The 25811-nt window shown below is 58.3% G+C and carries 29 protein-coding genes and 1 pseudogene; 19 read left to right on the top strand and 11 right to left on the bottom strand.

Annotated elements, in window-relative coordinates; translation table 11 throughout:
• Positions 1 to 93: 93 nt before the first annotated feature.
• The gene (gene cysQ / locus ACA070_RS01270; protein WP_497449738.1) at positions 94 to 918 is read right to left on the bottom strand and encodes a 3'(2'),5'-bisphosphate nucleotidase CysQ; all 825 of its coding nucleotides are present in this window, start codon (positions 916 to 918) and stop codon (positions 94 to 96) included.
• Positions 915 to 1481: an ADP compounds hydrolase NudE gene (gene nudE / locus ACA070_RS01265; RefSeq protein ID WP_109627374.1), complete on the bottom strand. Its 567-nt coding sequence runs from the start codon at positions 1479 to 1481 to the stop codon at positions 915 to 917. The genes cysQ and nudE overlap by 4 nt, the downstream gene beginning before the upstream one ends.
• 90 nt (positions 1482 to 1571) lie before the next feature.
• On the opposite strand from nudE, the gene yrfG reads away from it, so the two are divergent.
• Entirely contained in the window at positions 1572 to 2234 is a 663-nt protein-coding gene (gene yrfG, locus ACA070_RS01260) for a GMP/IMP nucleotidase (RefSeq protein WP_403104387.1), read from the top strand.
• A gap of 124 nt (positions 2235 to 2358) precedes the next feature.
• Here yrfG and lysM read toward each other — a convergent pair whose 3' ends face one another.
• Positions 2359 to 2808 carry a peptidoglycan-binding protein LysM gene (lysM, locus tag ACA070_RS01255; protein WP_438661610.1) on the bottom strand — a complete coding sequence of 150 codons (450 nt, stop codon included), beginning with the start codon at positions 2806 to 2808 and terminating at the stop codon, positions 2359 to 2361.
• A 137-nt stretch (positions 2809 to 2945) separates the two neighbouring features.
• On the opposite strand from lysM, the gene ACA070_RS01250 reads away from it, so the two are divergent.
• The 4 genes from ACA070_RS01250 to ACA070_RS01235 all read left to right on the top strand — a co-directional run bounded on the left by ACA070_RS01250 (position 2946) and on the right by ACA070_RS01235 (position 7952).
• Positions 2946 to 3833 carry a LysR family transcriptional regulator gene (locus ACA070_RS01250; protein WP_497449737.1) on the top strand — a complete coding sequence of 296 codons (888 nt, stop codon included), beginning with the start codon at positions 2946 to 2948 and terminating at the stop codon, positions 3831 to 3833.
• Between the two features lie 94 nt (positions 3834 to 3927).
• Entirely contained in the window at positions 3928 to 4767 is an 840-nt protein-coding gene (gene fdhD / locus ACA070_RS01245) for a formate dehydrogenase accessory sulfurtransferase FdhD (protein ID WP_497449736.1), read from the top strand.
• Entirely contained in the window at positions 4764 to 7112 is a 2349-nt protein-coding gene (locus tag ACA070_RS01240; protein WP_497449735.1) for an FdhF/YdeP family oxidoreductase, read from the top strand. The genes fdhD and ACA070_RS01240 overlap by 4 nt, the downstream gene beginning before the upstream one ends.
• A 351-nt stretch (positions 7113 to 7463) precedes the next feature.
• On the top strand, positions 7464 to 7952 hold the full coding sequence (locus tag ACA070_RS01235; RefSeq protein WP_109627361.1) for a glycine zipper domain-containing protein: 489 nt from the start codon (positions 7464 to 7466) through the stop codon (positions 7950 to 7952).
• Between the two features lie 69 nt (positions 7953 to 8021).
• On the opposite strand, the gene ACA070_RS01230 is transcribed toward ACA070_RS01235, so the two are convergent.
• The 3 genes from ACA070_RS01230 to ACA070_RS01220 form a co-directional block, all read right to left on the bottom strand.
• On the bottom strand, positions 8022 to 8453 hold the full coding sequence (locus ACA070_RS01230; RefSeq protein ID WP_497269890.1) for an acyl-CoA thioesterase: 432 nt from the start codon (positions 8451 to 8453) through the stop codon (positions 8022 to 8024).
• Positions 8454 to 8626: 173 nt separating this feature from the next.
• The gene (locus ACA070_RS01225; protein ID WP_497449734.1) at positions 8627 to 9853 is read right to left on the bottom strand and encodes a 3-hydroxyacyl-CoA dehydrogenase; all 1227 of its coding nucleotides are present in this window, start codon (positions 9851 to 9853) and stop codon (positions 8627 to 8629) included.
• Positions 9854 to 10004: 151 nt separating this feature from the next.
• The gene (locus ACA070_RS01220; RefSeq protein WP_497449733.1) at positions 10005 to 11939 is read right to left on the bottom strand and encodes a RecQ family ATP-dependent DNA helicase; all 1935 of its coding nucleotides are present in this window, start codon (positions 11937 to 11939) and stop codon (positions 10005 to 10007) included.
• A gap of 233 nt (positions 11940 to 12172) precedes the next feature.
• On the opposite strand from ACA070_RS01220, the gene ACA070_RS01215 reads away from it, so the two are divergent.
• On the top strand, positions 12173 to 12349 hold the full coding sequence (locus tag ACA070_RS01215) for a hypothetical protein (protein WP_497449732.1): 177 nt from the start codon (positions 12173 to 12175) through the stop codon (positions 12347 to 12349).
• An 18-nt stretch (positions 12350 to 12367) separates the two neighbouring features.
• Here the strand turns inward: ACA070_RS01215 and ACA070_RS01210 are convergent, their stop codons facing one another.
• On the bottom strand, positions 12368 to 12871 hold the full coding sequence (locus ACA070_RS01210) for a polysaccharide deacetylase (RefSeq protein ID WP_497449731.1): 504 nt from the start codon (positions 12869 to 12871) through the stop codon (positions 12368 to 12370).
• A 270-nt stretch (positions 12872 to 13141) separates the two neighbouring features.
• On the opposite strand from ACA070_RS01210, the gene ACA070_RS01205 reads away from it, so the two are divergent.
• The 9 genes from ACA070_RS01205 to ACA070_RS01165 all read left to right on the top strand — a co-directional run bounded on the left by ACA070_RS01205 (position 13142) and on the right by ACA070_RS01165 (position 18393).
• Positions 13142 to 13399, top strand: a complete 258-nt coding sequence (locus tag ACA070_RS01205; protein WP_497449730.1) for a hypothetical protein — start codon at positions 13142 to 13144, stop codon at positions 13397 to 13399.
• Positions 13400 to 13494: 95 nt separating this feature from the next.
• A complete protein-coding gene (locus tag ACA070_RS01200; RefSeq protein WP_497449729.1) occupies positions 13495 to 14622 on the top strand; it encodes a hypothetical protein in 1128 nt (375 codons plus the stop codon).
• A 53-nt stretch (positions 14623 to 14675) separates the two neighbouring features.
• Positions 14676 to 14858 carry an antitoxin PaaA2 family protein gene (locus tag ACA070_RS01195; protein WP_497449728.1) on the top strand — a complete coding sequence of 61 codons (183 nt, stop codon included), beginning with the start codon at positions 14676 to 14678 and terminating at the stop codon, positions 14856 to 14858.
• A gap of 332 nt (positions 14859 to 15190) precedes the next feature.
• Positions 15191 to 15487, top strand: a complete 297-nt coding sequence (locus ACA070_RS01190) for a hypothetical protein (RefSeq protein ID WP_462029035.1) — start codon at positions 15191 to 15193, stop codon at positions 15485 to 15487.
• Positions 15488 to 15636: 149 nt separating this feature from the next.
• Entirely contained in the window at positions 15637 to 15807 is a 171-nt protein-coding gene (locus tag ACA070_RS01185) for a YhfG family protein (RefSeq protein ID WP_497449727.1), read from the top strand.
• Complete coding sequence (locus tag ACA070_RS01180; protein WP_497449726.1) at positions 15807 to 16421, top strand: Fic/DOC family protein; 615 nt, start codon at positions 15807 to 15809, stop codon at positions 16419 to 16421. Before ACA070_RS01185 ends, ACA070_RS01180 begins: the two co-directional genes overlap by 1 nt.
• 51 nt (positions 16422 to 16472) lie before the next feature.
• On the top strand, positions 16473 to 16844 hold the full coding sequence (locus ACA070_RS01175; protein ID WP_497449725.1) for a DUF1493 family protein: 372 nt from the start codon (positions 16473 to 16475) through the stop codon (positions 16842 to 16844).
• 62 nt (positions 16845 to 16906) lie between these two features.
• Positions 16907 to 17395: a helix-turn-helix domain-containing protein gene (locus tag ACA070_RS01170; RefSeq protein ID WP_497449724.1), complete on the top strand. Its 489-nt coding sequence runs from the start codon at positions 16907 to 16909 to the stop codon at positions 17393 to 17395.
• Between the two features lie 143 nt (positions 17396 to 17538).
• Positions 17539 to 18393: an EamA family transporter gene (locus ACA070_RS01165; protein WP_497451892.1), complete on the top strand. Its 855-nt coding sequence runs from the start codon at positions 17539 to 17541 to the stop codon at positions 18391 to 18393.
• 62 nt (positions 18394 to 18455) lie between these two features.
• On the opposite strand, the gene ACA070_RS01160 is transcribed toward ACA070_RS01165, so the two are convergent.
• Complete coding sequence (locus ACA070_RS01160; RefSeq protein WP_497449723.1) at positions 18456 to 19997, bottom strand: phosphoenolpyruvate carboxykinase; 1542 nt, start codon at positions 19995 to 19997, stop codon at positions 18456 to 18458.
• Between the two features lie 179 nt (positions 19998 to 20176).
• Positions 20177 to 21079 carry an Hsp33 family molecular chaperone HslO gene (gene hslO / locus ACA070_RS01155; RefSeq protein ID WP_497449722.1) on the bottom strand — a complete coding sequence of 301 codons (903 nt, stop codon included), beginning with the start codon at positions 21077 to 21079 and terminating at the stop codon, positions 20177 to 20179.
• A gap of 102 nt (positions 21080 to 21181) precedes the next feature.
• Here hslO and ACA070_RS01150 point away from each other — a divergent pair.
• A pseudogene (locus tag ACA070_RS01150) lies at positions 21182 to 21399 on the top strand (phosphatase PAP2 family protein); the annotation flags it as partial.
• A gap of 173 nt (positions 21400 to 21572) precedes the next feature.
• Here ACA070_RS01150 and ACA070_RS01145 read toward each other — a convergent pair.
• Positions 21573 to 21980 (bottom strand): RNA-binding S4 domain-containing protein, encoded by a 408-nt coding sequence (locus tag ACA070_RS01145; protein ID WP_461983513.1) that lies wholly within the window; start codon positions 21978 to 21980, stop codon positions 21573 to 21575.
• 116 nt (positions 21981 to 22096) lie between these two features.
• Here ACA070_RS01145 and rimA point away from each other — a divergent pair, with 116 nt between their 5' ends.
• Genes rimA through rimK form a run of 3 tightly spaced genes read left to right on the top strand, consistent with a single transcriptional unit; the run spans position 22097 to position 24275 of the window.
• Positions 22097 to 22876 carry a S6 modification regulatory phosphodiesterase RimA gene (gene rimA, locus ACA070_RS01140; RefSeq protein WP_497449721.1) on the top strand — a complete coding sequence of 260 codons (780 nt, stop codon included), beginning with the start codon at positions 22097 to 22099 and terminating at the stop codon, positions 22874 to 22876.
• Positions 22877 to 22893: 17 nt separating this feature from the next.
• A complete protein-coding gene (gene rimB, locus ACA070_RS01135; protein ID WP_010464766.1) occupies positions 22894 to 23373 on the top strand; it encodes a retropepsin-like aspartic endopeptidase RimB in 480 nt (159 codons plus the stop codon).
• Positions 23370 to 24275 (top strand): 30S ribosomal protein S6--L-glutamate ligase, encoded by a 906-nt coding sequence (gene rimK, locus ACA070_RS01130; protein WP_007949201.1) that lies wholly within the window; start codon positions 23370 to 23372, stop codon positions 24273 to 24275. Before rimB ends, rimK begins: the two co-directional genes overlap by 4 nt.
• Before the next feature lie 169 nt (positions 24276 to 24444).
• On the opposite strand, the gene ACA070_RS01125 is transcribed toward rimK, so the two are convergent.
• Positions 24445 to 25758: an ATP-binding protein gene (locus ACA070_RS01125; RefSeq protein WP_461978476.1), complete on the bottom strand. Its 1314-nt coding sequence runs from the start codon at positions 25756 to 25758 to the stop codon at positions 24445 to 24447.
• Between the last annotated feature and the right edge of the window lie 53 nt (positions 25759 to 25811).

The following is a 25811-nucleotide window of genomic DNA, read 5'->3' as shown; positions in this document are numbered from 1 at the left end:
AAAGAACGCAGCCTCGTTTCACTCGACAGCTGCTACAGGGCGCGCTTCTCTGTAGCAGCTGTCGAGTGAAACGAGGCTGCGATTTTTCGACCATTACTCCCGGGCCAGCTCCAGCAGTTTTTCGCGCCAAGCAGCCTTCGCCGGCAACGCCAAAAAAAATTCATTCAGCAACGATTCCCGCGCCGGATAACAAAACGGCTTCCCGCTCAAATCCAGCACCTCACCACCCGCCCCTTCCAGAACACCCTGGGCTGCCGCTGTGTCCCACTGAGAAGTCGGCGCCAGGCGCGGATAGCAATCCGCCGCGCCCTCTGCCAACAGGCAAAATTTCAATGAACTGCCGATATTCGCCAGTTGCAGCTCACCCAGACTGGCGCTCAATCCGGCCAGCAAACGCTCCTGCTCGGGGCTTGAATGCCGACGGCTGGCGACGACGGTAAATTCGCCCGGAGCCGGGACATTGCGAACCTGAATCGGCAACGCCTCGGCACCTTTATCACCCCGCCACGCGCCCAGACCGGCACCACCGACATAAAACCGCCCGTTGGTCGGCATCGACACCACGCCAAACACCACCCGGCCTTGCTCGATCAGCGCAATGTTGACGGTGAACTCTTCGCTGCCGGAAATGAACTCCTTGGTCCCGTCCAACGGATCGACCAGCCACCAGCGCTGCCAGCCGGCACGCACGCTCAAGGGAATGTTGGCGTCTTCTTCAGACAGCACCGGAATGCTCGGGTCCAGCGCCGTCAGCCCGTCCAGAATCAGATGGTGGGCTGCGAGGTCCGCCGCCGTGACCGGGGAATCATCAGACTTCGCAGTAACCGCCACGCCCGTGCGCCAGAACGGCAGGATCGCTTCGCCAGCCTTCAACGCCAGTTCAATCACCGGCGCCATCAACGGATGCGGGAAATTCATGGCAGAAATACCCCACGCTGAGTCAGCAGATCACGGGCCAGGTACAGCGCCGCCAAGGCACGGCCCTCAGTGAATCGCGGGTTTTGCGCCAGGGCCGACAATTCGCGCAGGTTGATCTTGTCCACGCCCATCGGCTCGGGCTCGTCGCCTTCCAGGCTTTCTTCGTACAGATCGGTGGCCAACACCACCTGGATCTTCTGGCTCATGTAACCGGGCGACAACGACAACTCGGTCAGATGCTCCAACTGCCGCGCGCCATACCCGGCCTCTTCCTTGAGCTCGCGCTCGGCCGCCGCCAGCACGTCTTCGCCCGGCTCGATCAAGCCCTTGGGTAACGAAAGCTCATAGGCATCGGTGCCGCCGCAATACTCTTCGACCAGCACGGCGTGATCCGCATCGAGCATCGCCACGATCATCACCGCGCCATACCCCGCGCCTTTGCCGACCAAACGCTCGTAGGTGCGCTCCACGCCATTGGAAAAGCGCAGCTTCAGCTCCTCAACGCAGAATAAACGGCTGGTGGCGACAATCTCGCGGGCGAGTACGGTGGGTTTCTGGCGCATGAAAAGCTCCTTGGCGTGAACGCGTTACTATACCCGGCCTATCCTGATTGTTGACCTCGGATATCTTTATTACCGCTGGAGAAGTTTTTTATGTCCCTGCTGCCCTGGCGCGACATCGACACCGTTCTGCTGGATATGGACGGCACGCTGCTGGACCTGCACTACGACAACCATTTCTGGATGGAGCACCTGCCTCAGCGTTACGCCGAGTTACACGGGGTAAGCCGGGCCATGGCCGAAATGGAGTTGCAGCCGCTGTTCGAACGCAACGCCGGTCAGTTGCAGTGGTATTGCCTGGATTTCTGGAGCGCCGAGCTGAAGCTGCCGGTGCGTGAGCTGAAACTGGAAACTGCACACCTGATCGCCCTGCGCCCGGATGCGGACACGTTTCTGGCGGCGATCAAGCAGGCGGGCAAGCGTGTGGTGATGATCACCAATGCGCACCGTGATTCGCTGTCATTGAAACTGGAAAGGATTGAACTGGCGCCTTACTTCGAGCGGTTGATCAGCTCGCATGACTACGGCTTTCCCAAGGAAAATCCGCAGTTCTGGGAGGCGTTGCAGGCCGATATAGGTTTTGATCCCGCACGCAGTCTGTTTATCGACGATACGTTGCCGATCCTGCGCAGTGCGCGCAGTTTTGGCGTGGCGCATCTGTTGGCGGTGAGCGAGCCGGACAGTCGCAAAGGGCCGAAGGACACGGCGGAGTTTGCGGCGGTGGGGGATTATCGGGAGTTGATTGCCGGGCTTTAGACCTTATCGCCTGCTTCGCGGGCAAGCCACGCTCCTACAGGTCCGTGTCGTGCGCGAATATCGCGTACACCAAAACCTGTAGGAGCGAGGCTTGCCCGCGAAGGCCATCACACGGTCTTGAGGATTACTCAGGAATCCGCAACGACTGTCCCGGATAGATCTTGTTCGGATCCTTGAGCATCGGTTTGTTGGCTTCGAAGATTTTCTGATACTTGTTCGGATCGCCATACACACGCTTGGAAATGGCACTCAGCGTGTCACCCTTCTCAACCGTGACAAACTTCGCGGGTGTGGCCACCGGCCCGGTCACCGTGATCTGATCATCAACACCGCTGATACCGGCCACGTTACCCAGAGCAAGAAGGATTTTTTCCTTCTCTTCCTGACTGGCGGCTTCGCCCGTGGCAATGATTTTTTCACCCTCGACCTTTACCTGGATCTTGGAAGTGTCGATCCCCGTCAGGGCGTCCTTTACGTGCTTGGTCAGCGCCTCGCTGTTGGCTTCGGCCTTGTCCGGCGTCAGCGCATCGAGAATTTTTTCACCGGCTTCTTTTAGAAAACTGAAAAGGCTCATCGTTTGCTCTCCTTGGGTTTTAGGTTCCAGACGCAAAAGCCTAGACCAAGCTTGCAACCCCCGGTTCCAACCCGACCAATGACGTTGATCCGGCCCAAGCGCTAGAATCCCCTCCCTCACCGCGCCCTGGAGCGAAGATGGACATCAAGCAGCTGAAATTCCTCATCGCCCTCGACGAAACCCGGCACTTCGGCCAGGCCGCGGCGCGCTGTCACATCACCCAGCCAACCCTGTCCATGCGCCTGCGCAGCCTCGAAGAAGAGCTCGACCTGCCGCTGGTCAATCGCGGCCAGCGCTTCGAAGGGTTCACCGCGCCGGGCGAGCGCGTGTTGGCGTGGGCGCGTACGGTGCTGGCGGCTTACGACGGCTTGCAGGCCGAGGCCGCTGCCTGCCGCGGCAATCTGGTCGGGACACTCAGGCTGGGCGTAGTGCCACTGTCGAGTTTCGACCCGCTGCCTCTGATGCAACGCCTGCATGCCGAGCACCCGAATCTGCGCTTTGAACTCTCGGCCCTGAGTTCCGAACAAATCCTCGAACAACTGGCGAACAATCGCCTGGACCTCGGCGTGTCGTACCTTGAGCGTCTGGACAGCGAACGTTTCGATTCCCTGGCCTTCAGCGAAACCCGCATGGGCCTGCTCTACGATCAGCGCTTTTTTACGTTCGGCGAGGCGCCACTGAGCTGGGAGTCGCTGATCGAACTGCCGCTGGGCATGCTCACCAGCGGCATGCATTTTCGCCAGTCCATTGACCATAACTTCCACAGCCGTGGCCTGACACCACAACCGCTTCTGCAAACCGATGCCGTCCACCAATTGTTACAAGCGGTTCACGGCGGTCTCTGCTGCGCCGTAATGCCTTTAGAGGGAGGCCTGGAAAACCTGACCGATCACTTGCGTCTGCAACCCATTGAAAACGCCAAGACCCTTGCCCGGCTGGGGCTGATCATGCGCCGCAGTGCCCCGAGATCAGCATTGGCAGAAGCCTGTTTTTCGATTTATCAACAATCGCCGACGGCCTCTTGATCGACGCCATCTATCAGCGGATCAGTAATAGCGATTAGACGTGACAACTTGACGCGCATAGGCTTAAAGCTGACTAAACCGTCGGTGATGCCTCATGAACACCAAGCGCCCTGTTTGCGCGGCGCCAGCCACTGAAACGTCCGCGCCCGCCGCCAGCCAGACGTACAGTTACAGCGACCTTCAATACACCGAATCGGCCAGCACCGCGCTCGCCGAGGAAGTCGCGTTGGCGATTGCTTATAACGGCATCAGTCAGGCTGTGATGCTGGTAACGCCGACGGACCTGGAAGACTTTATTGTCGGGTTCAGCCTCGGCAGCGGCATCATCGAAGACGCCTCCGACATCTATGACCTGCAACTCAGCGGCTCTGGCTCGGCGCAATACGCGCAAGTAACCATCGGCAACCGCGCGTTCTGGAACCTCAAGCAGCAGCGTCGACAAATGGCCGGCACCAGCGGTTGCGGGCTCTGTGGCGTGGAGGCCGTTGAACAGGCATTGCCAGACCTCAAGGTGTTGGCCGGCGCACCCTTGCCTCCCGCCGAGTGGCTCGATGGTTTGCGTCAGCGCATCGGTGCATTCCAGCCACTCGGTCAGCACTCCGGTGCGGTGCATGCGGCGGTGTTCATGAACGGTCAGGGCGAATTGCTGCTGGGCCGCGAAGACATCGGCCGGCACAACGCCCTCGATAAACTGATTGGCGGGTTGATTCGCCAGAACATCTCTACTGAAGGCGGCCTGGCGATTGTCACCAGCCGTTGCAGCCTTGAATTGATCCAGAAAGTGTTGCGCGCAGGCATCCAGACCCTCGTCAGCCTGTCGTCGCCCACGGGCCTTGCCGTGCAATGGGCCCGTCGCCATAACCTTAACCTAATCCATCTGCCCCAGAAGAATGCGCCGCGGGTCTACAGCCCGGCATTGGAGAATCAAGCGTGAGTCAACATCGTCAAGCCGACCAGAAACCCGTCCCCCGCTACAAGCCCTACAAAGGCCCGGCCGGTGGTTGGGGCGCACTGGCCAGCGTTGCCCGGGCCTGGTTGACCAGTGACAACGCGCTGAAAAACCTGCGCATGATGCTCAAAACCAACAAGAACGGCGGCTTCGACTGCCCCGGTTGCGCCTGGGGCGATTCCAACGAAGCCGGCATGGTGGCGTTCTGCGAGAACGGCGCCAAAGCGGTGAACTGGGAAGCGACCAAGCGGCGTGTCGACGGCGCATTCTTCGCCAAGCACAGCGTCAGCTCATTGCTGGAGCAGAGCGACTATTGGCTCGAGTATCAGGGCCGTCTGACCGAGCCGATGAGCTACGACGCCGAAACCGATCGCTACAAGCCGATCAGCTGGGAAGCGGCGTTCGCGCTGATCGGTAAACACTTGCAAGGGCTGTCGAGCCCCAATCAAGCCGAGTTCTATACCTCGGGCCGCGCCAGCAACGAAGCGGCGTACTTGTATCAGCTGTTCGTGCGCGCCTACGGCACCAACAATTTCCCTGACTGCTCTAACATGTGCCACGAGGCCAGCGGCGTGGCGCTGGCGCAAAGTGTCGGCGTCGGCAAAGGCACCGTAACTTTCGATGATTTCGAACACGCCGATGCGATTTTTGTCTGGGGACAGAACCCGGGCACCAACCATCCACGGATGCTCGAACCGCTGCGCGAAGCGGTGAAACGCGGCGCCCAAGTGGTGTGCGTCAACCCGCTCAAAGAGCGCGGCCTGGAACGCTTCCAGCACCCGCAGCACCCGATCGAAATGCTCACCAACGGCGACAAGCCGACCAACACGGCGTATTTCCGACCAGCGCTGGGCGGCGACATGGCGGTGCTGCGCGGCATGGCGAAATTCCTGCTGCATTGGGAGCGCGAAGCGCAGCAGACTGGTCAGCCTTCGGTGTTCGATCACGACTTCCTCAATGAACACAGCGCCAACGTGCTGGAATACCTGGGCGCCATCGACGACACGCCGTGGGCGCAGATCGTCGAGCAGTCCGGCCTGACCCTGGTGGAAATCGAGCAAGCGGCGCTCATGTACGCCAAAGGCAAGAACGTGATCATGTGCTGGGCCATGGGCATCACCCAGCATCGCCACTCGGTAGCGACCATCCAGGAAATCGCCAATCTGATGCTGCTGCGCGGCAACATCGGCCGGCCGGGCGCCGGTCTGTGCCCGGTGCGCGGCCACAGTAACGTGCAGGGCGACCGCACGATGGGCATCAACGAACGTCCGCCGGTGGCGTTCCTCGATTCCCTGGAGCGACGCTTCCAGTTCAAGGTGCCGCGTGAAAACGGTCACAACGTAGTCGAGGCGATCCACGCCATGGCCGACGGCCGCGCGAGAGTGTTCATCGGCCTGGGCGGCAACTTCGCCCAAGCGACCCCGGACAGCACCCGCACCTTCCAGGCCCTGAGCAATTGCGACCTGACCGTGCAGATCAGCACCAAGCTCAACCGCAGCCATTTGGCCCACGGTAAAGCCGCGCTGATCTTGCCGTGCCTGGGCCGAACCGACATCGACATCCAGACCGAAGGCCCGCAAGCGGTGACCGTCGAAGACTCGTTCAGCATGGTCCACGCCTCCAACGGCCAGTTGCAGGCACTGTCGAACCAGATGCGCTCCGAGCCGTCGATCATCGCCGGCATCGCCGCCGCCACCCTGGGCAGTAAACCGGTGGACTGGAACTGGCTGGTGGCCGATTACAGCCGTATCCGCGACCTGATTGCCGACACCATTCCGGGCTTCCGCGACTTCAATGAGAGGGTCAAGCACCCGGGCGGTTTCTACCTCGGCAACAGCGCCGGTGCGCGCAAGTGGAACACCCCATCGGGGCGCGCCAATTTCCGGCCGAACGTGCTGCCAAAAGACCTGGTACACGAACGCACCCGCGCCACGGGCGTGTTGCCGGATCTGATCATGCAGTCGATGCGTTCTCACGATCAGTACAACACCACGATTTATGGGCTTGATGACCGTTATCGTGGCGTGAAAGGTCAGCGGGATGTGTTGTTCGTCAATGAAGCCGACATCATTCGCCTGGGCTTCAAGCCTGGGCAAAAGGCTGACATCGTTACGATCTGGGATGATGGGCGTGAGCGTCGAGTGAAGGGTTTCACGTTGCTGGCGTTTGATATTCCTGCGGGGCAGGCTGCAGCGTATTACCCGGAAGTGAATCCGCTGGTGCCGCTGGAAAGCACCGGGGATGGCAGCCATACGCCGACGTCGAAGTTTGTGGCGATCCGGTTGGAAATGGCGAGTGAGACTGGGTTGATTTTGGCCAAGTCGGCTTAATGCGTCGCCTTGACTGACGCCATCGTCGGAACGCCGCCCGGAGCAAGCTCGCTCCCACAGTGGATTTGTGTTCGACGCAGATCAAGTGTGGGAGCGAGCCTGCTCGCGATGACGGTAGACCATTCAACGCATCTTCCGGACAAGTAACTTTCCCATCGCCCACAAAAAAGGCCGTTTTTTCACAAAAACGGCCTGTCCGAAGTAGCTAAAGACCGGCGAAAAACACTTAAGTTCCGCCCAAAAAACAGCAACTTATAGAAATGTGCTCAAGTCGTGTTACTCGTCGGATTTCGATTGTCACGACCATGACACAGCCTCAGGATCGCGCCGTCATCCCCTTGAGGTTCCTCTATGAAGTTCTCCTCGATTCTCTTGTTGTCCCTTGGCCTGGTCAGTGGCTTCGCTTCTGCCGGAGGCACCACCGAAGCAGGTGTGGGCGGCGCATTGGGCGGGGTTCTTGGCTCAGTCGTCGGTCAATCGTTAGGCGGCAACACAGGCTCCACCATTGGCGCGGCCCTGGGCGGCGCGGGTGGTAGCGCAGTCGGCGCAGACAAACGCAGCCGTGGCGAAGCCGCCATTGGCGGTGCGTTGGGCGCAGCAGGCGGTAACGTGGTCGGCCGCAGCATGGGCGGCACCACCGGCAGCCTGATCGGCTCCGCAGCAGGCGGCGGCGCTGGTGGCGCGCTGGGTAACTACATGGGCAACAAGAGCGACGAGGACGATGATCGTCGCTCCTATCGCGGCGGCCGTGATGATCGTCGCTACTACCGCGACGGCCACCCTGGCCGTGGTCATGCCTATGGTCATCGCAAACATCACAAGCACAATCGTCATCATTGAGGCCTGAACGGGCATTGCTGACAGCTAGATAAAAAATCGCAGCCCAAAAGCTGCGATTTTTTTTGTCCGTCAAACCACCAACCGCTCCAATGCACCGCGCAACCCGGCAGGAATCGCCACCGGCTGATTCGACGCCCTATCCACAAACACATGCACGAAGCGCCCCGCCGCGCAGGCTTCATCCTCCCCGGCCTTGAACACCGCCAGCTCGTATTGCACCGAGCTGTTGCCCAACTTGCCCACCCGCAGACCGATCTCGATCCGGTCGGGAAAGGCGATGGAGGCAAAGTAATCGCAAGACGAGCTCACCACAAAACCCACCACCTCGCCGTCATGGATATCCAGGCCACCGACTTCGATCAGGTAGGTGTTCACCGCTGTGTCGAAAAAGCTGTAGTAGGTGACATTGTTGACGTGACCGTAGGCGTCGTTGTCGTGCCAGCGGGTGGTGATGGGCTGGAAGTGGGGGTAGTCGGTGCGTTGGGGCATCGGGTTGGACATCGTGTCGATTCCTGGAGTTGGATTGCCAGTCTAAGGCGAATACCGCGTTATCGTTCTTCGCGAACAAGCCCGCTCCCACAGGTCATTCGCTATAGACACAGAGTGCGTGCGCGACCTAGATCCTTGTGGGAGCGGGCTTGCTCGCGAAAAGGCCTTCAAAAGCGCTGCATCAATCACCTGTCAGAAAAGCCCTTACCCGCCGCCTCCAACTCACCAATCAACCGCGCCGGCTTCCAGTGATCACCCTGGCGGGTTTCCAGCGCCATCAAACGCTGATGAATATCCGCCAGCCCTTGCTGATCCGCCCACGCCATCGGCCCGCCCTTGTCCGCTGGGAAACCATAACCGTTGAGGTACACCAGATCGATGTCATGTGCCGACCCGGCGATACCTTCCTGAAGGATCTTCGCCCCTTCATTGACCAGTGCCAGCAGACAGCGCTCGAGAATCTCCTCAGGGCTTATCTCGCGGCGCTGAAACCCAAGCCCTTCGCTGACCTGCAGCACTAGCGCATCGACTTCCGGATCGTGCTCAGCCTGCCGACTGCCCGGTTCGTAGTGGTAATAGCCGTTGCCACTCTTCTGACCAAAACGCCCCAATTCGCAGAGACGGTTATCCACTTGAACCTCTGGCACATCTTGCCCAATACCCGACAGCTCCCGAGCCCGCCAACCCAGGTCGACACCAACCACGTCGTACATGCGAAACGGCCCCATGGCAAAACCGAATCCTTGCAGCGCCGCATCCACTTGATAGGGATAAGCCCCCTCGAGCAGCATCTTGCGCGCTTCGAGTACGTAGGTATTGAGCATGCGGTTGCCGATGAAACCATTGCAGTTACCCGCCACCACGCTGACCTTGCCCATGCGCTGGCCCAACTCCAGCGCCGCATCGAGCACCGCCGGGGATGTCTGTGCACCGCGGACGATTTCCAGCAACTTCATGATGTGGGCCGGACTGAAGAAGTGCAGGCCCAGGACCTGGGCCGGACGGCGAGTCGCCGCAGCGATGGCGTCGATATCCAGCGCTGAAGTGTTGCTGGCCAGAATGGCTTCGGGTTTGAGCAGGCCGTCCAGTTCACGGAAGATCTTTTGCTTGAGCTCCAGGTTTTCGTAAACCGCTTCGATCACCAGATCAACATCGCGGATCGCCGCATAATCAGCCGCCGCCGTGACCCGTGCGATGCGCGCGTCCGCCTCGACCTGATCGATCCGGCCCTGTCGCACATTGTGCGCGTAGGTGTCTGCCACGGTGGCCAGCGCCTGTTCCAGCATCTGCGGATTGTTATCGACCCACTGCACCGGAACGCCGGCATTGGCCAGGCACATGACAATGCCACGGCCCATGGTGCCCGCGCCGATGACAGCGGCGCGCTGAATGTTGAACAGTGTCTGGCTCATGGTTGTTCTCTTGTTGGCGATCCAAAGACAGCCCTCACCATAGTCAGCCGCCGGGCATTTTTGAAATTTATTCCTGTGATGAGGGACATTCAGCGGATGGATCTACCCGCGAATACACCAAAGATCCCTGTGTGAGCGGCGGTGCGACGATTCAACTGGGCAGATGCGCTTCAGCCCATTCCCGCACGTCGGCGTACGGATAATTTTCCAGCGCAGCAAACCCCGGAATCGAACGCGCCTTTAGCTTGGTAAACAGCGGCACGCTGATCCCGCACAGAAACCGGGTCACTCGCTCAGCCGACGGGACATTGCCGGTGTGCTGTTCATGCCTGTGGATAAAATCACCACACAGCGCTTCGAAGTTTTTATCCACAAGCGCCGGTAATTCCGGCGGCGTTGGCAACCGCGCCACGTGCCCATGACACACCGAACAATGCCCGCACTGACGCGGCGCATTTTCGTCGCCGAAGTACTCGGCCAGGCGATAACCCAGACAATGATCGGTGGCAAACAGATCCAGCATCGCGTGAATCCGGGCGATCTCGGTGCGTTCATGCTGAGTGAAATAAGCGTGCAGTTCTGTACTCAGTGCCTGACTGTCGACATTCGTTTGCAGCAAGCTGTAAACCTCAGTCATCTGCTTGCTTTCCAGCTCGACCCAGCCTTTTTCCTGGAAATAATCCAGCGCCTTGACCACCCGGTTGCGCTCAGCTTGATGCTGCTCATACAGCGCGTCGAAATTCACCGTGGCCCAGGTCCGCGCACGGTTGGAGGTCTGGATGATTGCCGCGACAAAGTCTTTGCGCTCGCCCTCGAAGCGGGCCAGCAGGGCTTCCGGTTCTTGCAAATACTTGAAGCGGTATTCGGCGTAATAAGCGTAACGCGGGGCGATCAGACCACGCAGTTCGAGTTGCACCAGCAAGGTCTTGAGCGGCAATTGGCGAATGTTGCTCTGGTCCGCCAAAGGCCCCAACAGAAACTCCCACTGCCCCTCCGGCGCAGCAGCTTGCATCTCATCGAGCACACAGCGAATGCCCTCCAGCTCCGGCGTATCGCCGTAGACGAAGTTTTCCAGCACGTTAAGGCTGTCGCGGTTGGCCAGCACCAGGCAGTCGGACGGCTGCCCGTCACGCCCGGCGCGGCCGATTTCCTGGCTGTAGTTCTCGATGGATTTGGGCAGGTCGAAATGCACGACGTTGCGGATGTCGCTTTTATCGATGCCCATGCCGAAGGCGATGGTCGCGACAATGCAATTGGACTGGCCGCCCATGAAACGCTTTTGAATGGCTTCGCGCTGTTCGTGGGGTAAACCGGCGTGATAGGCCTCAGCCTGAATGCCATTGCGGCCCAAGTGTTCGGCGATGTGCTCGGCGGTTTTCTGCAACGTGACGTAAACGATGCTCGGTTGGCCGGGGCGTTCGCTCATCCATTCGACCAAACGTCGGCGCTTGTCCTGACCGCGTACCGGCTCGACTAGCAGATTCAGGTTCGGCCTGTAGAAACCTGTGGTCACTACGTCTTCCGGGGCGATGGCGAATTTGGCCTCCATGTCCGCGATCACCTTGGGCGTCGCGGTGGCCGTCAGCAGCAGCGCCTGCGGAATGTTGAACTGGCGCTGATAGTCGGGAAGCTTGAGGTAGTCGGGGCGGAAGTTGTGGCCCCACTCCGAGATGCAGTGCGCCTCGTCCACCACCAACAGAGAGATCGGCACCTGCTGCAAGAAATTGCGGAATCGCTCGTTCTTCAGGCGCTCTACAGAGATCATCAAAATCTTCAGCTCGCCGGACTTGGCCCGCGCCATCACATCGCTTGCGTCATCACGACTCTGGGCCGAATCGATACTGCCCGCCGCAATGCCATGCCGTTGCAGGAACGCCAACTGATCCTGCATCAACGCCAGCAGCGGCGAGACCACCAGCGTCAGGTGCGGCAGCAATAGGGCCGGTAACTGATAGCAAAGGGACTTGCCTGAGCCTGTGGGGAAAATCGCCGCCGCCGAGCGCCCGGCCAACACCGCGCTGACCGCCGCCTCCTGGCCGGGCCGAAACTGTGGATAACCGAAAACCTGTTCCAGGGTGTTGTGCATAAGCTGTCACTCCGTTGACCGCTGCGAAGCCCAAAGCCTAGCCGGCAAACGCAGCGAGTCGAGAAAAGGTCGGGGACCAAAACGATACGGGATGATACAGCCTCGCTCCAGGGTCCTTTGCCACAGGATGAAACAAACGAAACACTTTGTTCCTCGCGCAGCCCCTGGATCTGACGTTAAGGTCTTCTCGCACAACCACCGTCCGCGCACTTCACATCACGGCAGGACGCCTGATGAGCGCGGCATTTGAACAAGGAACGACCATGCCTCAAAAATCGTTTTTCGCGATCGCCCTGATCCTGTCATCCATGCTGCTGAACGGGTGCGACAGGATTCCCGAAGAACCACCCTTGCTCGCTACGTGCGACACCTTGGAATGCGCAGCCCAACAAGCCTGGCGAACATCCTGACGACTACGCCATAAGTGGCTACGGCACCATCACCGCCACCCGCAGTTGTTCGTTCAAGATCTGCTCCTGAAACACCCGGCTCTTGCTCGCCCAAACCGCATGAGCCGGGCTGATTTCACCTGTGAACGCGGCCGCCAACTGACGCAAATCAGCGACACTTCGCACGCGGGGGCAGAAGGGTTCGCCGTCGCAGTTCTGACTGGCGCTGCGGTAGGTGGCCAACAACCGATCCCACAGACCGTCACGCACTTGCCTGACCGACTTGAGCTTCACATCCTGCACGCCCAGTCGCTGTTTCAGACCTTGTTCGTCAAGCATTTCGCTGGCCAGCAATGCCTTGCCGAACATCAACACCTCGGCGCGGGACGCGGTGTCCACGTTCGCCTGGCTGGTCAGGGCCTCCGGCCAACCGGTGCGATCCACATTGGCGTGGATCATCGGGTTGCTCGCGTCAGCCGCGCCCGTCAAACGGCAAACACCCGCCCACAGCAACAAAATCGAGGCCATACGTAGCCATTGCATACTTAATTCCCTTTAAGCGTTGGACAGACGTTTTCGAAACGTCCTACAGATTCTGGCGCGCACCATACAGAGGATTGATGCGCTGCGCCTGACAAACACGTAGGAAATTCGACTTCTAGGGGTATTGCTGAAAAAAGCCTCGGGGTACGCGTAGGCAAAAGGCCACAACGCAGGTAAATCCCCTACAAACCCTGTCCATTTGCGCTGTATTGCGACGCCGGGAAGTACGCCTCTATAGTTTGCGCCGCCGCTGAAAACAGGACGGACCTCATGCAAGACCGCTATCGCCCGCTCAAAACCAGCTACAGCGAAACGCCCGTGTTGGTCATCGACACCGCCGCCAGCACTGGCGCCGTCCTCGACGCCGCTCACCAACGCTTGCGCGCCGCCAGCGACCTGCTCGAAACACTTTATTGCCTGTGCTTCAAACAGGCTGATGTGAAAGATATCCCCCATATAGTGACTGCACTTTATTTGTTAACGCAGGATGGTTGCGAACTTCTCGAAGTTGCAAGGCAACGCATATAATATTAAAATCACAAATATAGAAACAACTAACCCCTTCAACATCCAAACAACACACACTAGTCTGCAAGCTCTTAAATCACACTAGAGCACTACAAATGACTACATTAACTATTTTCTTTTGCGGCACCGGTTCGACCAAGTTCGACGACACTCATGAAAACTTTTGGGACGGTGAACTGGTCTCCACGCTTGCCTCTCACCATACCGGCCGCGAGTTCGCCGAATGGATCGTGGTCGACGGTCCCGGCAGCGGTAACCTGCAAGCCGACGACCTCTTTACCAAGTCCAAGGACTACGGCCTCAGTGGCTCACTGTTCGGCAAAGGCTGGGCGGAGAACGTTCAACACGCGATCAACATCATCAAAGGCAAATGCGACTGGCAGCGTGAGCAACTGACCGAAGCGGAATACAACCGTCTGAAAGCTGCCGGCATTCCAATCGAAGATGTGAAAGTTGAAGGCTCGTGGTTCTGGCGCAAATACAACTATGGCGATCGCAGCGTGACACAACAAAAATTACAGGAGCAAATTATCAAGACGTTCCGCAAAGACGGCGTTATTCCCACCCAAGTCAATCTGGTGGGTTGGAGCCGCGGCGGCGTCAGTTGCCACATGCTGGCCAACGCCATGCTCAAGGACACTGCACTTAAAAACATTCCGGTGAATATCTTTGCCCTTGATCCGGTACCGGGCACCGGTAACTTTCAGGATGACAAAGTCAAACTCGGGGCCAACGTCAAAGAGTATGTAGGTTTCTATGCCCGGGACGAACGCTCGAAAGGTTTCAGCTGCGTCATCCCGCAAACCGCCACTGGCACCAAAACCCACATCTACCCCATGGCCGGCCGCCACGCCACCCTGGCTGGCAACGCGTCCCCTACTGGCACCAACGGCCCGAAAGCCCTGGCCGAGCCAGGCCGGATCGTCCGCCACCTCGCCGAAGTCTGCCTCAAGCGTTGGGGCGTGCAGCTGAACAAACCGTTGAACCTGACCCAAGCCGACCTGGAAAACCTCAGCAACGCCATGGCCCGCGACGAAGCGAAGTACAAACTGATGCACAAACACTCCTACACCTATTTCACCGAACTGGATCAAGGCGAACGTTACGTTTCGCTGGGCAGCAAAGGGGTCAACTTCTCGGCGGTGAAAGGCACGATCTACGCGCCCGCGACCGGGTTGAGCACTAGCCTGCTGGATGTTGCTGCGTATAAGCACATTGGTTGAGTGATGGGTGCGGGGGTCGGCAGTTCAACTGTAAACAATCAGAGGTGAAACCGATGAAGGAAAAAGCATTACCTGAATGCTGTGATGCTCCCATCGACAAGGCTGCCTACGAGGCGTGGTTCATCAGGCTGGTTCAGGCCAGCATTGATGATCCACGGCCGAGCATTTCCGATGAGGACGCAAGGAAGCTGATGGCGGAAAAACACGAGAAAATACGTCGCGGAATAATCCTATAGAAAGGGCCTATCCGAGGTTCGGCCCGATCCTACAAGCGGGGACTCTTTGTCGCCTATCGCTGCCTGGTGGCTCGTATCTATAGTCGTGAATGTCGCTGCCAAATCAGCGACTCGGGCTTGGTCACCCGAATGGAGCACAGATACGCTTCCGTTGTATGCTGCCGACACCTCAAGTGTCTGCATATTTTATGGTGGCTGTGTTTGGGACGTCTTCGGGCGTGCCGGCAAATGTGTGCTCTCTCACCGGTTGACCAACCCGAACACAGTCCGCCTCCCATCGCTTGGTCACGATGGTGGCGACACCTTTTTTGATTCATTTGAGAGTTTGCACAATGAACGCATTTAATGAGCTCAACGAACGCTACCGTCCACTACAAACCAACCTCACCGATTCCCCGCCCCTGATCATCGACACAGAGGCGAACCCTCAAGACATTCTCGAAGCCGCCCTCCAGCGCATCCGAGCCTCCAGTGACCTCCTCAAAACCCTGCACTGCGTTTGCTTCAAACATGGCGACGTCGAAGACATCCCCCATATCACCCACGCGCTCTTCCTCTTAGCCCAAGACGGCTGCGACCTGCTCCAAGTCGCCCAACAACGCATGATGGACTGGAAAGCACCTGCCTGACGCCGCTGAGTACTAACTGGCAAGCCACGACTCCATGGGCTCGGGCTTGCCAGTGATGGACGCACCGCCTGATCCCAACATCAAAAATACCGACCTATTTGCCAAGTCGTTTGAGCTACACTTGAGCATTGCACCGAGAGGCAGATGTCATGAGCGAACTGACGTTTCAGCAAAAACAGGATTATTACGACAAAGTCCGCCGGTCAAACTACTTGGCGAGCCTACGCCTTGAAGGCTTTGATACCACGCGTGCCGATGCTGAAAAACCGCTACCCTCACGGGAATCGGTTCTTAGCAAATATCGTCAGAATCCACGTTAATGGTAGATAAATACGGGGTCGGCCAAGACCCCTATTGTTATCCCGATAGCGGGATATTGCGTAACCTGCTCAATATCCAGGATGAAGAGCTCCTACAAAAAGCTGAGCGAGAACTTTCAGAAATCGCCGTCAGCAATTTTCGTCTCCTCCCCCCTCCATACGACTTCAGCCTTCTACAGCATATTCATAAGACCCTTTTTTGTGATGTCTATGAATGGGCTGGACTGCTGAGAACAGTGAACATTCAGAAAGGCGATACGCTTTTTTGTACGGCAGAACGAATCATCCCAGAAGCCGAAAAAATCTTCCGTGTCATGGAACACGCTGCTTGGTTCACAGGCACCAGTAAAGCTGAGTTAATCATCAAGATTGCTGAAGCGTACGGTGACCTAAATGTTATCCACCCTTTCCGTGAAGGAAACGGTCGAACTCAACGCATTCTGTTTGAACAAATCATCATCAACGCAGGATTTGCCGTCGATTGGTGGCTTATCAAAGATGCCGCTTGGATACCCGCAAATATTGATGCAGTCATGTGCGACTACCGTGGTTTAGAAGCTATCTTCGAGCGTTGCATTGGTGATCCGTTGGACAATTCGTCGCCGCACTATTGAACATTCTCAACCATTAGGGCCTCCGTCATAAACATATCGGATATACCCGCCATGAACCTCGCCCCCAACTTCCCCGACGATCACACCATGCACCTGCTCATGCAGTTGCTGCACGAAGAACTCGGCCTGCCCGAACGCAAAACCATCAGCCTCAATACGTCGATCAACTTCGACCTGGGCTGCAACGGCGCTGATGCACGGCATTTGATGGAATTGCTGGAAGAACAGTTCGGGATCGACCTCGTAAACTACGACGCCTATCGCTACTTTCAGCCGGAAGGGTTTGATGTGCACCTCAAGCGAAGGGCAAAGGGTCGCGGCGACAAAGTCCCACTGACTATCGGCATGCTTTATCAAGCGGTCAAGACGCAGCGCTGGGATACACAGGAAATGGAAAGTAAAAACAGCAGAAGCGGCGACTGAAAAGGCCCATAACTGCAATTATTCTGGCGCTATCACCTCAGAAGTGAAGGAATATTAGCTGTATGGCTAGAAAAACAGCGCCACTTCTACCACGGACTAAACGACTGCTTGCCGATCTCGGCGACCGCCTGAAACTGGCTCGTTTACGTCGAAGGCTGACCGCCAAAATGGTGGCAGAGCGAGCGGGTATGTCTGTCATGACTTTACGCTCACTGGAGTCGGGTGCTGCTGGAGTGACAATGGGTGCGTATCTGTCAGTGATGCAGGTATTGAGTCTGGAGCAAGACTTGAACAAGGTTGGCGAATCCGATGAGATGGGACGTCGATTACAGGACGCTCAGTTAAGTCGAGCCCCAAGTCCAAAGATCAAAAAAAACAGGCTCGAACAAAGCACCACTACCGCCAAGGTAAGCAAACCATTCGTCTCTCAGACAGGTAGTGTTATTCGTGGGTCAGATTACAGCGGGTTTGACCCGGACGACTTCCCACTGAATACCCACGCTTTCTCCGCTTTATTTACGGAAAAAAAGAAGCCTGAATCCAACACATAACGAGGCATGTAGATTGGGGCGCGTGCAAGACTTTAATACTGAGAAACCGCTCCCCTCGATTTCACCCGCTATCGCCACTTCCAACCCAAAGGTTACGATGCGCTCCCCAAACACACCTATAAGGACATAGCGTGGACGTATTGATGGGTTTGCTCGCCGCCTTGCTTTGGGGCGGCACGGATTTTCTGGTGGGTTTGAACGCCCGCGCGGTCGGCGTTAAACGCGCGGTGTACTTCGGTCAGGCGCTGGGCTTCAGCATCATGAGTCTGTTGCTGATCGCTTTTCCTGCCTTCATTCTTAAATCGATGTCGGCATCGCTCGATGTCTGGTTGATCGGCATGGTCGCCGCTGTGTTGACCGTGTCCGGAGCCCTTGCCTTGTCCAAGGCGTTCGCTCTCGGCAAGGCCTCTATCGTCGCGCCGTTGGTGACGTCCTATGGCGTGGTCACCACGTTGCTGTCCTGGGCGGGCGGAGAACAGATCAGCCTGATTCAACTGCTGTGCATCGCGCTGTGCGTGATCGGGGTCGTCCTTTCCAGCATCCACTCTGACCCGAAACTTCCACACACCACTCAGGCCAGCAGTTCGATTGCCTATGCTCTGCTGGCGGCTGTTTTTTATGGCACCAGTTTCTGGCTGCAAGGCCGCTTCGTTCTTCCGGTACTGGGTCCGGTGACGATGCTTTGGCTGGCCTATCTGGTTGGGCTGATCGTGCTGGTTGTCATGGTGTTGAAGATCAAGGATGGCTTGAAAATTCCGCCGTTGAAAAACTGCATGACGTTAACGGGCGCCAGCCTGATGAACCTCGGTGGGTTCTCTTCATTTGCCTGGGGCGCGGTGGCGGGATCGGTTTCCGTGGTGACGGTGATCAGCACACTGTCCGGCGGCATTGCGGCGATTTTGGGTTACGTGTTTTTCAAGGAGCGACTGGCGAAGGTGCAGGTGCTGGGTGTTGTTTTGGTTCTGACAGGGGCGTTAGTCCTGCATCTGAAAACCTGAAACTGACGCCCACAAAAAAGCCGCCCTCAAAGGGCGGCTTTTTAATTCGCTAAATCCAAGCCTTACAGCTTAGGCCCAGCAGCCTTGATCGCGTCGCTCACTTCAAACTTCTTGAAGTTCTCAACAAACAACCCGGCCAATGCCTTGGCCGCTTCATCATAAGCAGCCTTGTCAGCCCAGGTGTTACGCGGGTTCAACAGGCCAGTCTCAACGCCCGGCACTGTCAACGGCACGTCCAGGTTGATGGTGTCGAGGTGTTCGGTTTCAGCACCGATCAACGCGCCGCTCTGGATCGCTGCAATCACGCCACGAGTGGTCGGGATGTTGAAGCGTTTGCCAACGCCGTAGCCACCGCCGGTCCAGCCAGTGTTGACCAGGTAAACCTTGGAGCCGAAACCGCGGATGCGCTTGATCAGCAGTTCTGCGTATTCGCCGGCCGGACGCGGGAAGAACGGTGCGCCGAAGCAGGTGGAGAAGGTCGACTTGATGCCGCTGCCAGAACCCATTTCAGTCGAGCCCACCAGAGCGGTGTAGCCGGACAGGAAGTGGTAGGCCGCTTGTTCTTCGCTGAGGATCGACACTGGCGGCAGGACGCCGGTCAGGTCGCAGGTCAGGAAGATCACAGCGTTTGGCTCGCCACCGAGGTTTTTCTCGGAGCGCTTGGCAACGTGCTCCAGCGGGTAGGCGGCGCGGCTGTTCTGGGTCAGGCTGACATCGGCGTAGTCGGCGTGCTTGGCGTCATCGATAACGACGTTTTCCAGGACTGCGCCGTGCTTGATGGCTTTCCAGATAACCGGCTCGTTCTTCTCGGACAAGTCGATGCACTTGGCGTAGCAGCCGCCTTCGATGTTGAAGACAACGCCTTCGCCCCAGCCGTGCTCGTCGTCACCGATCAGGTAACGGCTTTCGTCGGCGGACAGGGTGGTTTTACCGGTGCCGGACAGACCGAAGAACAGGGTCACGTCGCCCGCTTCACCGATGTTGGCAGCGCAGTGCATTGGCAGCACGTCGGCGGCCGGCAGCAGGAAGTTCTGCACCGAGAACATGGCTTTTTTCATTTCACCGGCGTAGCGCATGCCGGCGATCAGCACTTTTTTCTGTGCGAAGTTGAGGATCACGCAACCATCGGAGTTGGTGCCGTCACGCTCTGGAACGCATTCGAAATTGGCGACGTTGAGCACCTGCCACTCATCACGGCCAGCCGGGTTGTACTGGGCCGGGTTGATGAACAGGCAACGACCGAACAGGTTCTGCCAGGCAGTCTGCGTGGTCATTTTCACGGCCAGGTAGTGATCGGCAGACGCACCTACATGAACGTGGGAAACGAAATGCTCTTGCGCGTTGTTGAAGGCCTCGACGCGGTCCCACAGGGCATCGAACTTGTCGGCCGGGAACTTGCGGTTGATCGGGCCCCAGGCAATGGCGGCCTGAGTGGACGGCTCTTCAACGATGAAACGATCGACTGGCGAGCGGCCGGTACGGTGACCGGTGCGAACAACCAGCGCGCCAGTGTCGGCAAGCTCGCCTTCACCGCGATTCAGGGCTTCTTTGACCAGATCATCAACACTCAGATCGGTGTACACGGCGTTATTGGCTTGCGTCATGAGGTTCCCCGTCGGCCAGTGGCCGAGTGCTCCAAACGTTTTGTAGTAGAAATTCGTACACTACTACCGCGAAAAAAGTGGGCCGGATTATGCCAGAAAAGCCCAAAAATAGTAGGGCCCTCCCGTCAGAACGGCGTTATTCCGGCGCGGAGCAGTGAATTTACCTGCGCTGAACCGTTTTAGTGACGGGTATCTGACGGCGTATCGACACCCGCTCCAGCGAACAACTGGCTGATATCGGCGGCATCAAACAGGTAGCGCTGGTTGCAGAATTGGCAATCGATCTCGATGTTGCCGCCGTGCTCGATGACCAGCGCTTGCGCGTCTTCCATACCCAAACTGACCAGAGCATTGCCTGAACGTTCTCGCGAGCAACTGCAACGGAAACGCAGTTTCTGCACGTCGAACAGACGCACCTGCTCTTCGTGGTAGAGGCGATGGAGCACGGTTTCGTTGTCCAGGCTCAGCAATTCGTCGGCGGTCAGCGTACCGCCCAGCGCGGTGATGTGCTGCCAGCTGGCGGCGCGTTCTTCTTCGTCCTTCAAACGATCGGCAGGCAGTTGCTGCAGCAACAAGCCACGGGCGCGACGGCCATCGGCGTACAGCCAGAAACGAGTGCCAACCTGTTGCGACATGACGAAGTAATTAGTGAAGCACTCCGACAGGGTTTCGCCATCCAGATCAACAATGCCCTGGTAACGCTGGCCTTGTATCGGGTCGATGGTCAACGCCAGCACGCCGTTGGGCATCAGGTCGGCGAGGGTCGCGTCGGGGGCGATACGGTCGGCTTCATAACGGGCCAGGCCACGGATCTCGCGCTCGCTGGAACACTCGATCATCAGCAGTGGAATCGGGCCGTCGGATCGGGCCTGAAGAATCAGCAAGCCATCGAACTTCAAGGTGCCGACCAGCAACGATGCGGCCGCCATCAGCTCGCCGAGCAGTTGCGCGACCGGCTCCGGATACGGGTGTTTGGCGAGGACTTCGGCGTAACTCCGTTCCAACGAAACCAGCTCGCCGCGGGTGTCGCTGTCATCGAAGATGAAGCGTTGGGTGTAGTCGGTATCCGGTAGATCGGTCATAGGTCTGGGTTCTGAAGTAATGACAAATGGTTACAAAACGTGAAAATTGCGCCTTTGCAGCACCCCACTGGGTGCGCGATGTTCAGCCATGGGAGGCATTTTATGAACAATCCGGGTTTGTTCCAAGCAAGGTGGACCTGCGCCGGTTGGCTTTGTGCAATTTTGTGCCTCTGACGCTGCTGGCCTTCTGGTTATGGCCTACGGGTCAGATGCTGTGTTTGATTTTCGACGAGTGGTTATTTCAACTGCTGAATGCGCCGCTGGGCAGTTACCCGATATGGCTACGCATCTGGGCGATTGCAAGTCTGCGCCCGTTCGAAGTGGGGAGTTTCGCGGATGAGTGTGGTGCGTAGCGGCTGATTCCGGGTTGCTGCCGGCGAGTGCTGCGCACTCGATCGCGAGCAGGCTCACTCCCACAAAGGACTGCGCAATACCTGTGGGAGCGTGGCTTGCCCGCGAAAGCGTCGGCCCAGACGCCACAGAAGCAACAGCATCACTCGTCGTTACTGCTCCCACGAAACTTGAACAAATCCCGCCGCTGTTTCTTGCTCGGCTTGCCATCGGTACTCACGCCCAACGCGCCGGCCTTGCGCATGGCCGCGGCCGCTTCGCGCTTGGCGACGCTGGCATCCGTTTCTGCATACAAGGCCTGAGCCTCTGGCGCACCACGGCGCACAATCGATAACGCCTGAACCACCACCGTGCGTTCCTCGAACCCTGTACGAATCTGAAACTCGTCACCGACCCTCGGCTCCTTGCCCGGTTTGCAGCGCTCACCCCGGCAATGCACCTTGCCACTTTCAATCGCCGCCTTGGCCAAGGCGCGTGTTTTATAAAAACGCGCAGCCCACAACCACTTATCGAGACGGACCTTGTCGTCCTCTTCCTGTTTTTGTGCCATATGAATTCCTCTTTCGGCCAGTAGTCGGAACTGTACTACCGTTTCTGTCGGGCGCAAGAACTCGGCCCTCCCGATAGACTGTGATCTTGGCCGGCTCACCGGCATGGAGTGATCGAGTGACTATATTTCCGTCTTCATTGACCTCGCCGCAGGGCGGTTGCCAGGGCTGTCAGCAAAGCGAGCCGCTGGGCTTCGATTTTTCTTTTGCCTACCAACCGATCGTCGATCTGCGCGATCAGTCGATTTTTGCTCATGAAGCCTTGGTACGCGGCGTTGCCGGGGAAGGCGCACTGTCGGTGCTCGACCAGGTTACCGAGGAGAATCGCTACCGTTTCGACCAGCTCTGCCGGACCCGCGCCATTGAAGGGGCGGCCAATCTAAACATGCAGACACACTTGTCGATCAACTTCATGCCCAACGCCGTGTACCGCCCGGAGCTGTGCATTCGCAGCACCCTGGAGGCCGCGACAAAACACAACTTCCCCATCAACCGTCTGATTTTCGAAACCCTGGAAAGCCAGCACGTAGATAACTATCGCCATTTGACTAATATTCTGCGTGAATACCGCGAATTCGGCTTCAAGACCGCCATCGACGATTTCGGCGCGGGCTACTCGGGGCTCAATCTGCTGGCTGATTTCCAACCGGACCTGATCAAACTCGACATGGCACTGATCCGCGATGTCGACCGCGATCGTGTTCGTCAGGCTATCGTTCGAGGGATTGTCACAATCTGTGCGGAGTTGAACGTTACAGTCATCGCCGAAGGCATCGAAAGCGCCGGAGAACGGGATTTCCTGGCGGACTGTGGAATATTTCTGATGCAGGGTTACTGGTTCGCCAAGCCTGCATTCAAAGCGTTGGCCCAGGTAACGCCTGAGGCCTGGACGCGTTAATCGCCGGTTTTTTCCTATTGAAGACATTTGACCATTTGACCGTTATCGGTCTGCGCGAGTGGGTGGCGCTCCCGGATCTGGGGGTCGCGGGCCTGCGCGCAAAAATCGATACCGGTGCCAGTACCTCAAGCCTGCATGCCACCGACATCGAGCCGTTCGAGCGCGACGGTGAAAGCTGGGTACGCTTCACCGCGCACCTGGGCACGGTGGTGCAGTTGCGTCATCGACGCTGCGAGGCGCCACTGGTGACGCGCAAAACCATTAAAAGCTCCAACGGTCACGCGCAGATGCGCTACGTGGTCAGCACCACACTGGCCCTGGGTGATCGGGTATGGCGGGTCGAATTCACCCTCGCCTGCCGCAAGTCCATGCGTTATCGCCTGCTACTCGGTTCCAAAGCCCTGATCGACGGCCAACTGGTGGTCAATCCGGGCATCAAGTACGTACAAGACAAGCCGGTGTTCCCGGTATCTACCTCCTCCACAGGTGTTGCATGAAGATCGCTGTGCTGTCGCGGAACCCGCGTCTGTATTCCACTCGTCGTCTGGTCGAAGCCGGTACCGAGCGTGGCCATGAAATGGTGGTGATCGACACCCTGCGCGCCTATATGAACATTGCCAGCCACAAGCCGCAGATCCACTACCGCGGCAAGCCGCTGGAGGGTTTCGACGCGGTGATCCCGCGGATCGGCGCCTCTGTGACGTTTTATGGCTGCGCGGTGTTGCGCCAGTTCGAAATGATGGGGGTTTTCCCGCTCAATGAATCGGTGGCCATCGCCCGTTCGCGGGACAAGTTGCGGTCGCTGCAATTGCTCTCGCGCCGGGGGATCGGCCTGCCGGTGACCGGGTTTGCGCACTCCCCGGATGACATTCCCGACCTGATCGACATGGTCAACGGCGCACCGCTGGTGATCAAGGTGCTGGAAGGTACGCAAGGCATCGGTGTGGTGCTGTGTGAAACGGCGACGGCGGCAGAGTCAGTGATTGAAGCCTTCATGGGCCTGAAGCAGAACATCATGGTTCAGGAATACATCAAGGAAGCCGGTGGCGCGGACATTCGCTGCTTCGTGGTCGGTGACAAGGTGATCGCGGCGATGAAGCGCCAGGCCAAGCCTGGGGAGTTCCGCTCCAACCTGCATCGGGGTGGCAGCGCCAGCCTGATCAAGATCACCCCGGAAGAACGCATGACCGCGTTGCGCGCGGCGAAGGTCATGGGTCTGGCGGTGGCGGGTGTGGATATCCTGCGTTCCAATCACGGGCCGCTGGTGATGGAAGTGAACTCGTCGCCGGGACTGGAAGGGATTGAGACCACCACCGGGAAGAACGTGGCGGGGATTATCATTGAGCATCTTGAGAAGAATGGTGGGCCGAATATGACCCGGACCAAAGGCAAAGGTTAACGCTTAGTCCGTTCCCCTGTGGCGAGGGAGCTTGCTCCCGCTCGGCTGCGCAGCAGCCGCAAAACCAGGCAACCGAGTTCTATCTGGAAAAACTCGGTTGTCGGCATTGGGAGTCCTTCGGCCTCCAGCGGGAGCAAGCTCCCTCGCCACAGTGACCGCGCTGGATTTGTTAGACAGCGTCTCGCGGCAGCATCAACCCAAGCGGCAACCGCACCCGCGCTTCCAGCCCGCCACCAGAACGGTTACGCAGCTCAACATTTCCCCCATGCATCGAAGCAATCCGCTTCACGATCGCCAAGCCCAACCCTGTCCCCTTCCCGCCCCGGGCACGATCACCCCGAGTGAATGGGTTAAAGATCGCTTCCAATTCGGAAGGATCAATCCCCGCCCCACGGTCCATGACGCTCAGCACCACATACGGCGCGCTGGTATCGCCAGACACATAAGCCGCCACCTCAACCCCGCTGCCAGCGTGATGCAAAGCATTGCCGATCAAATTATTCAGCAACCGCTTCATCGATACCCGACGCAGGGGAAACGGCTGGATCGGTTCCAGGCGCAGCCGCACTTTTTCTTCGTTCTGGTTGTACGGCGCAGCGACTTCACGAACCAGATCGCTCAGGTCCACTTCCTCGACGGACTCGTCACGACCATCGCGAATAAACGCCAGGAACTGGTCGAGGATTGCGTCCATGTCTTCGATGTCGCGCACCATCGCGTCGGTGAGGTCGTTGTGGTCGCCCATCAACTCCAGGGACAACCGCAAACGGGTCAAAGGCGTGCGCAGGTCGTGTGATACCCCGGCCAGCATCAGCTCGCGCTCGCGACCGGCCTGCTCAACGTCTTCAGCCATCTGATTGAAGGCGCGGTACACCTCGGTCATCTCGCTCGGGGTGTCGCTGATCGGCAGGCGCACGCTGCGACCCTGGCCAAGTTGCCTTGCGGCATACACCAGACGTTTCAGCGGTTGATTGAGCTGGCTGACGAAGATCCACGCCGAGGCGGTGGACAGCAAACCGATAGCGAGGAACCAGCCGAGCACGTTCCAGATTTTCTGGCCGCGCAACGGATGCGGATAAAGCGGCACTTTCAGCCAGCCATCGCCCAGGCTAGGTGCCCGAACCCACAGGGCCGGCGGCGAGTGCATGCGTAATCGCACTTCGGTGTCCGCACCCAGTTCGGCCTGCATCTGCCGCTGATAGATCTCGCTGTAGGGCCAGTGTTGTTCGCCTTCCGGCACACCTGCGCCCACGACCCGGATCAGGGTGGCGGCATCAGCGATTTTCTCTCGGTTTTTTTCATCGGCAGCCCAATAGGCGCGCAGCGTCAGGGCGACGCCGTGGCTGTATTGGCGATCCACCAGCACGTCTTCGTTCATCAACAGATAAACCAGGGTCAGCGCCTTGGAGAACAGGACGACGATCAGCACCAGCCACAGGGTGCGGGAGAAGAAACTCTGGGGGAACCAAACGGGGGTTTTCATGGATAACCGCTACACACTTGCAGGAGCGAGCGATGCTCGCATATTGCGGATCG

It is taken from the genome of Pseudomonas sp. LBUM1678 (assembly GCF_059695575.1).
Note: the sequence above shows the minus strand (reverse complement) of the source record. Positions and strands in the feature narration are given on the sequence as shown.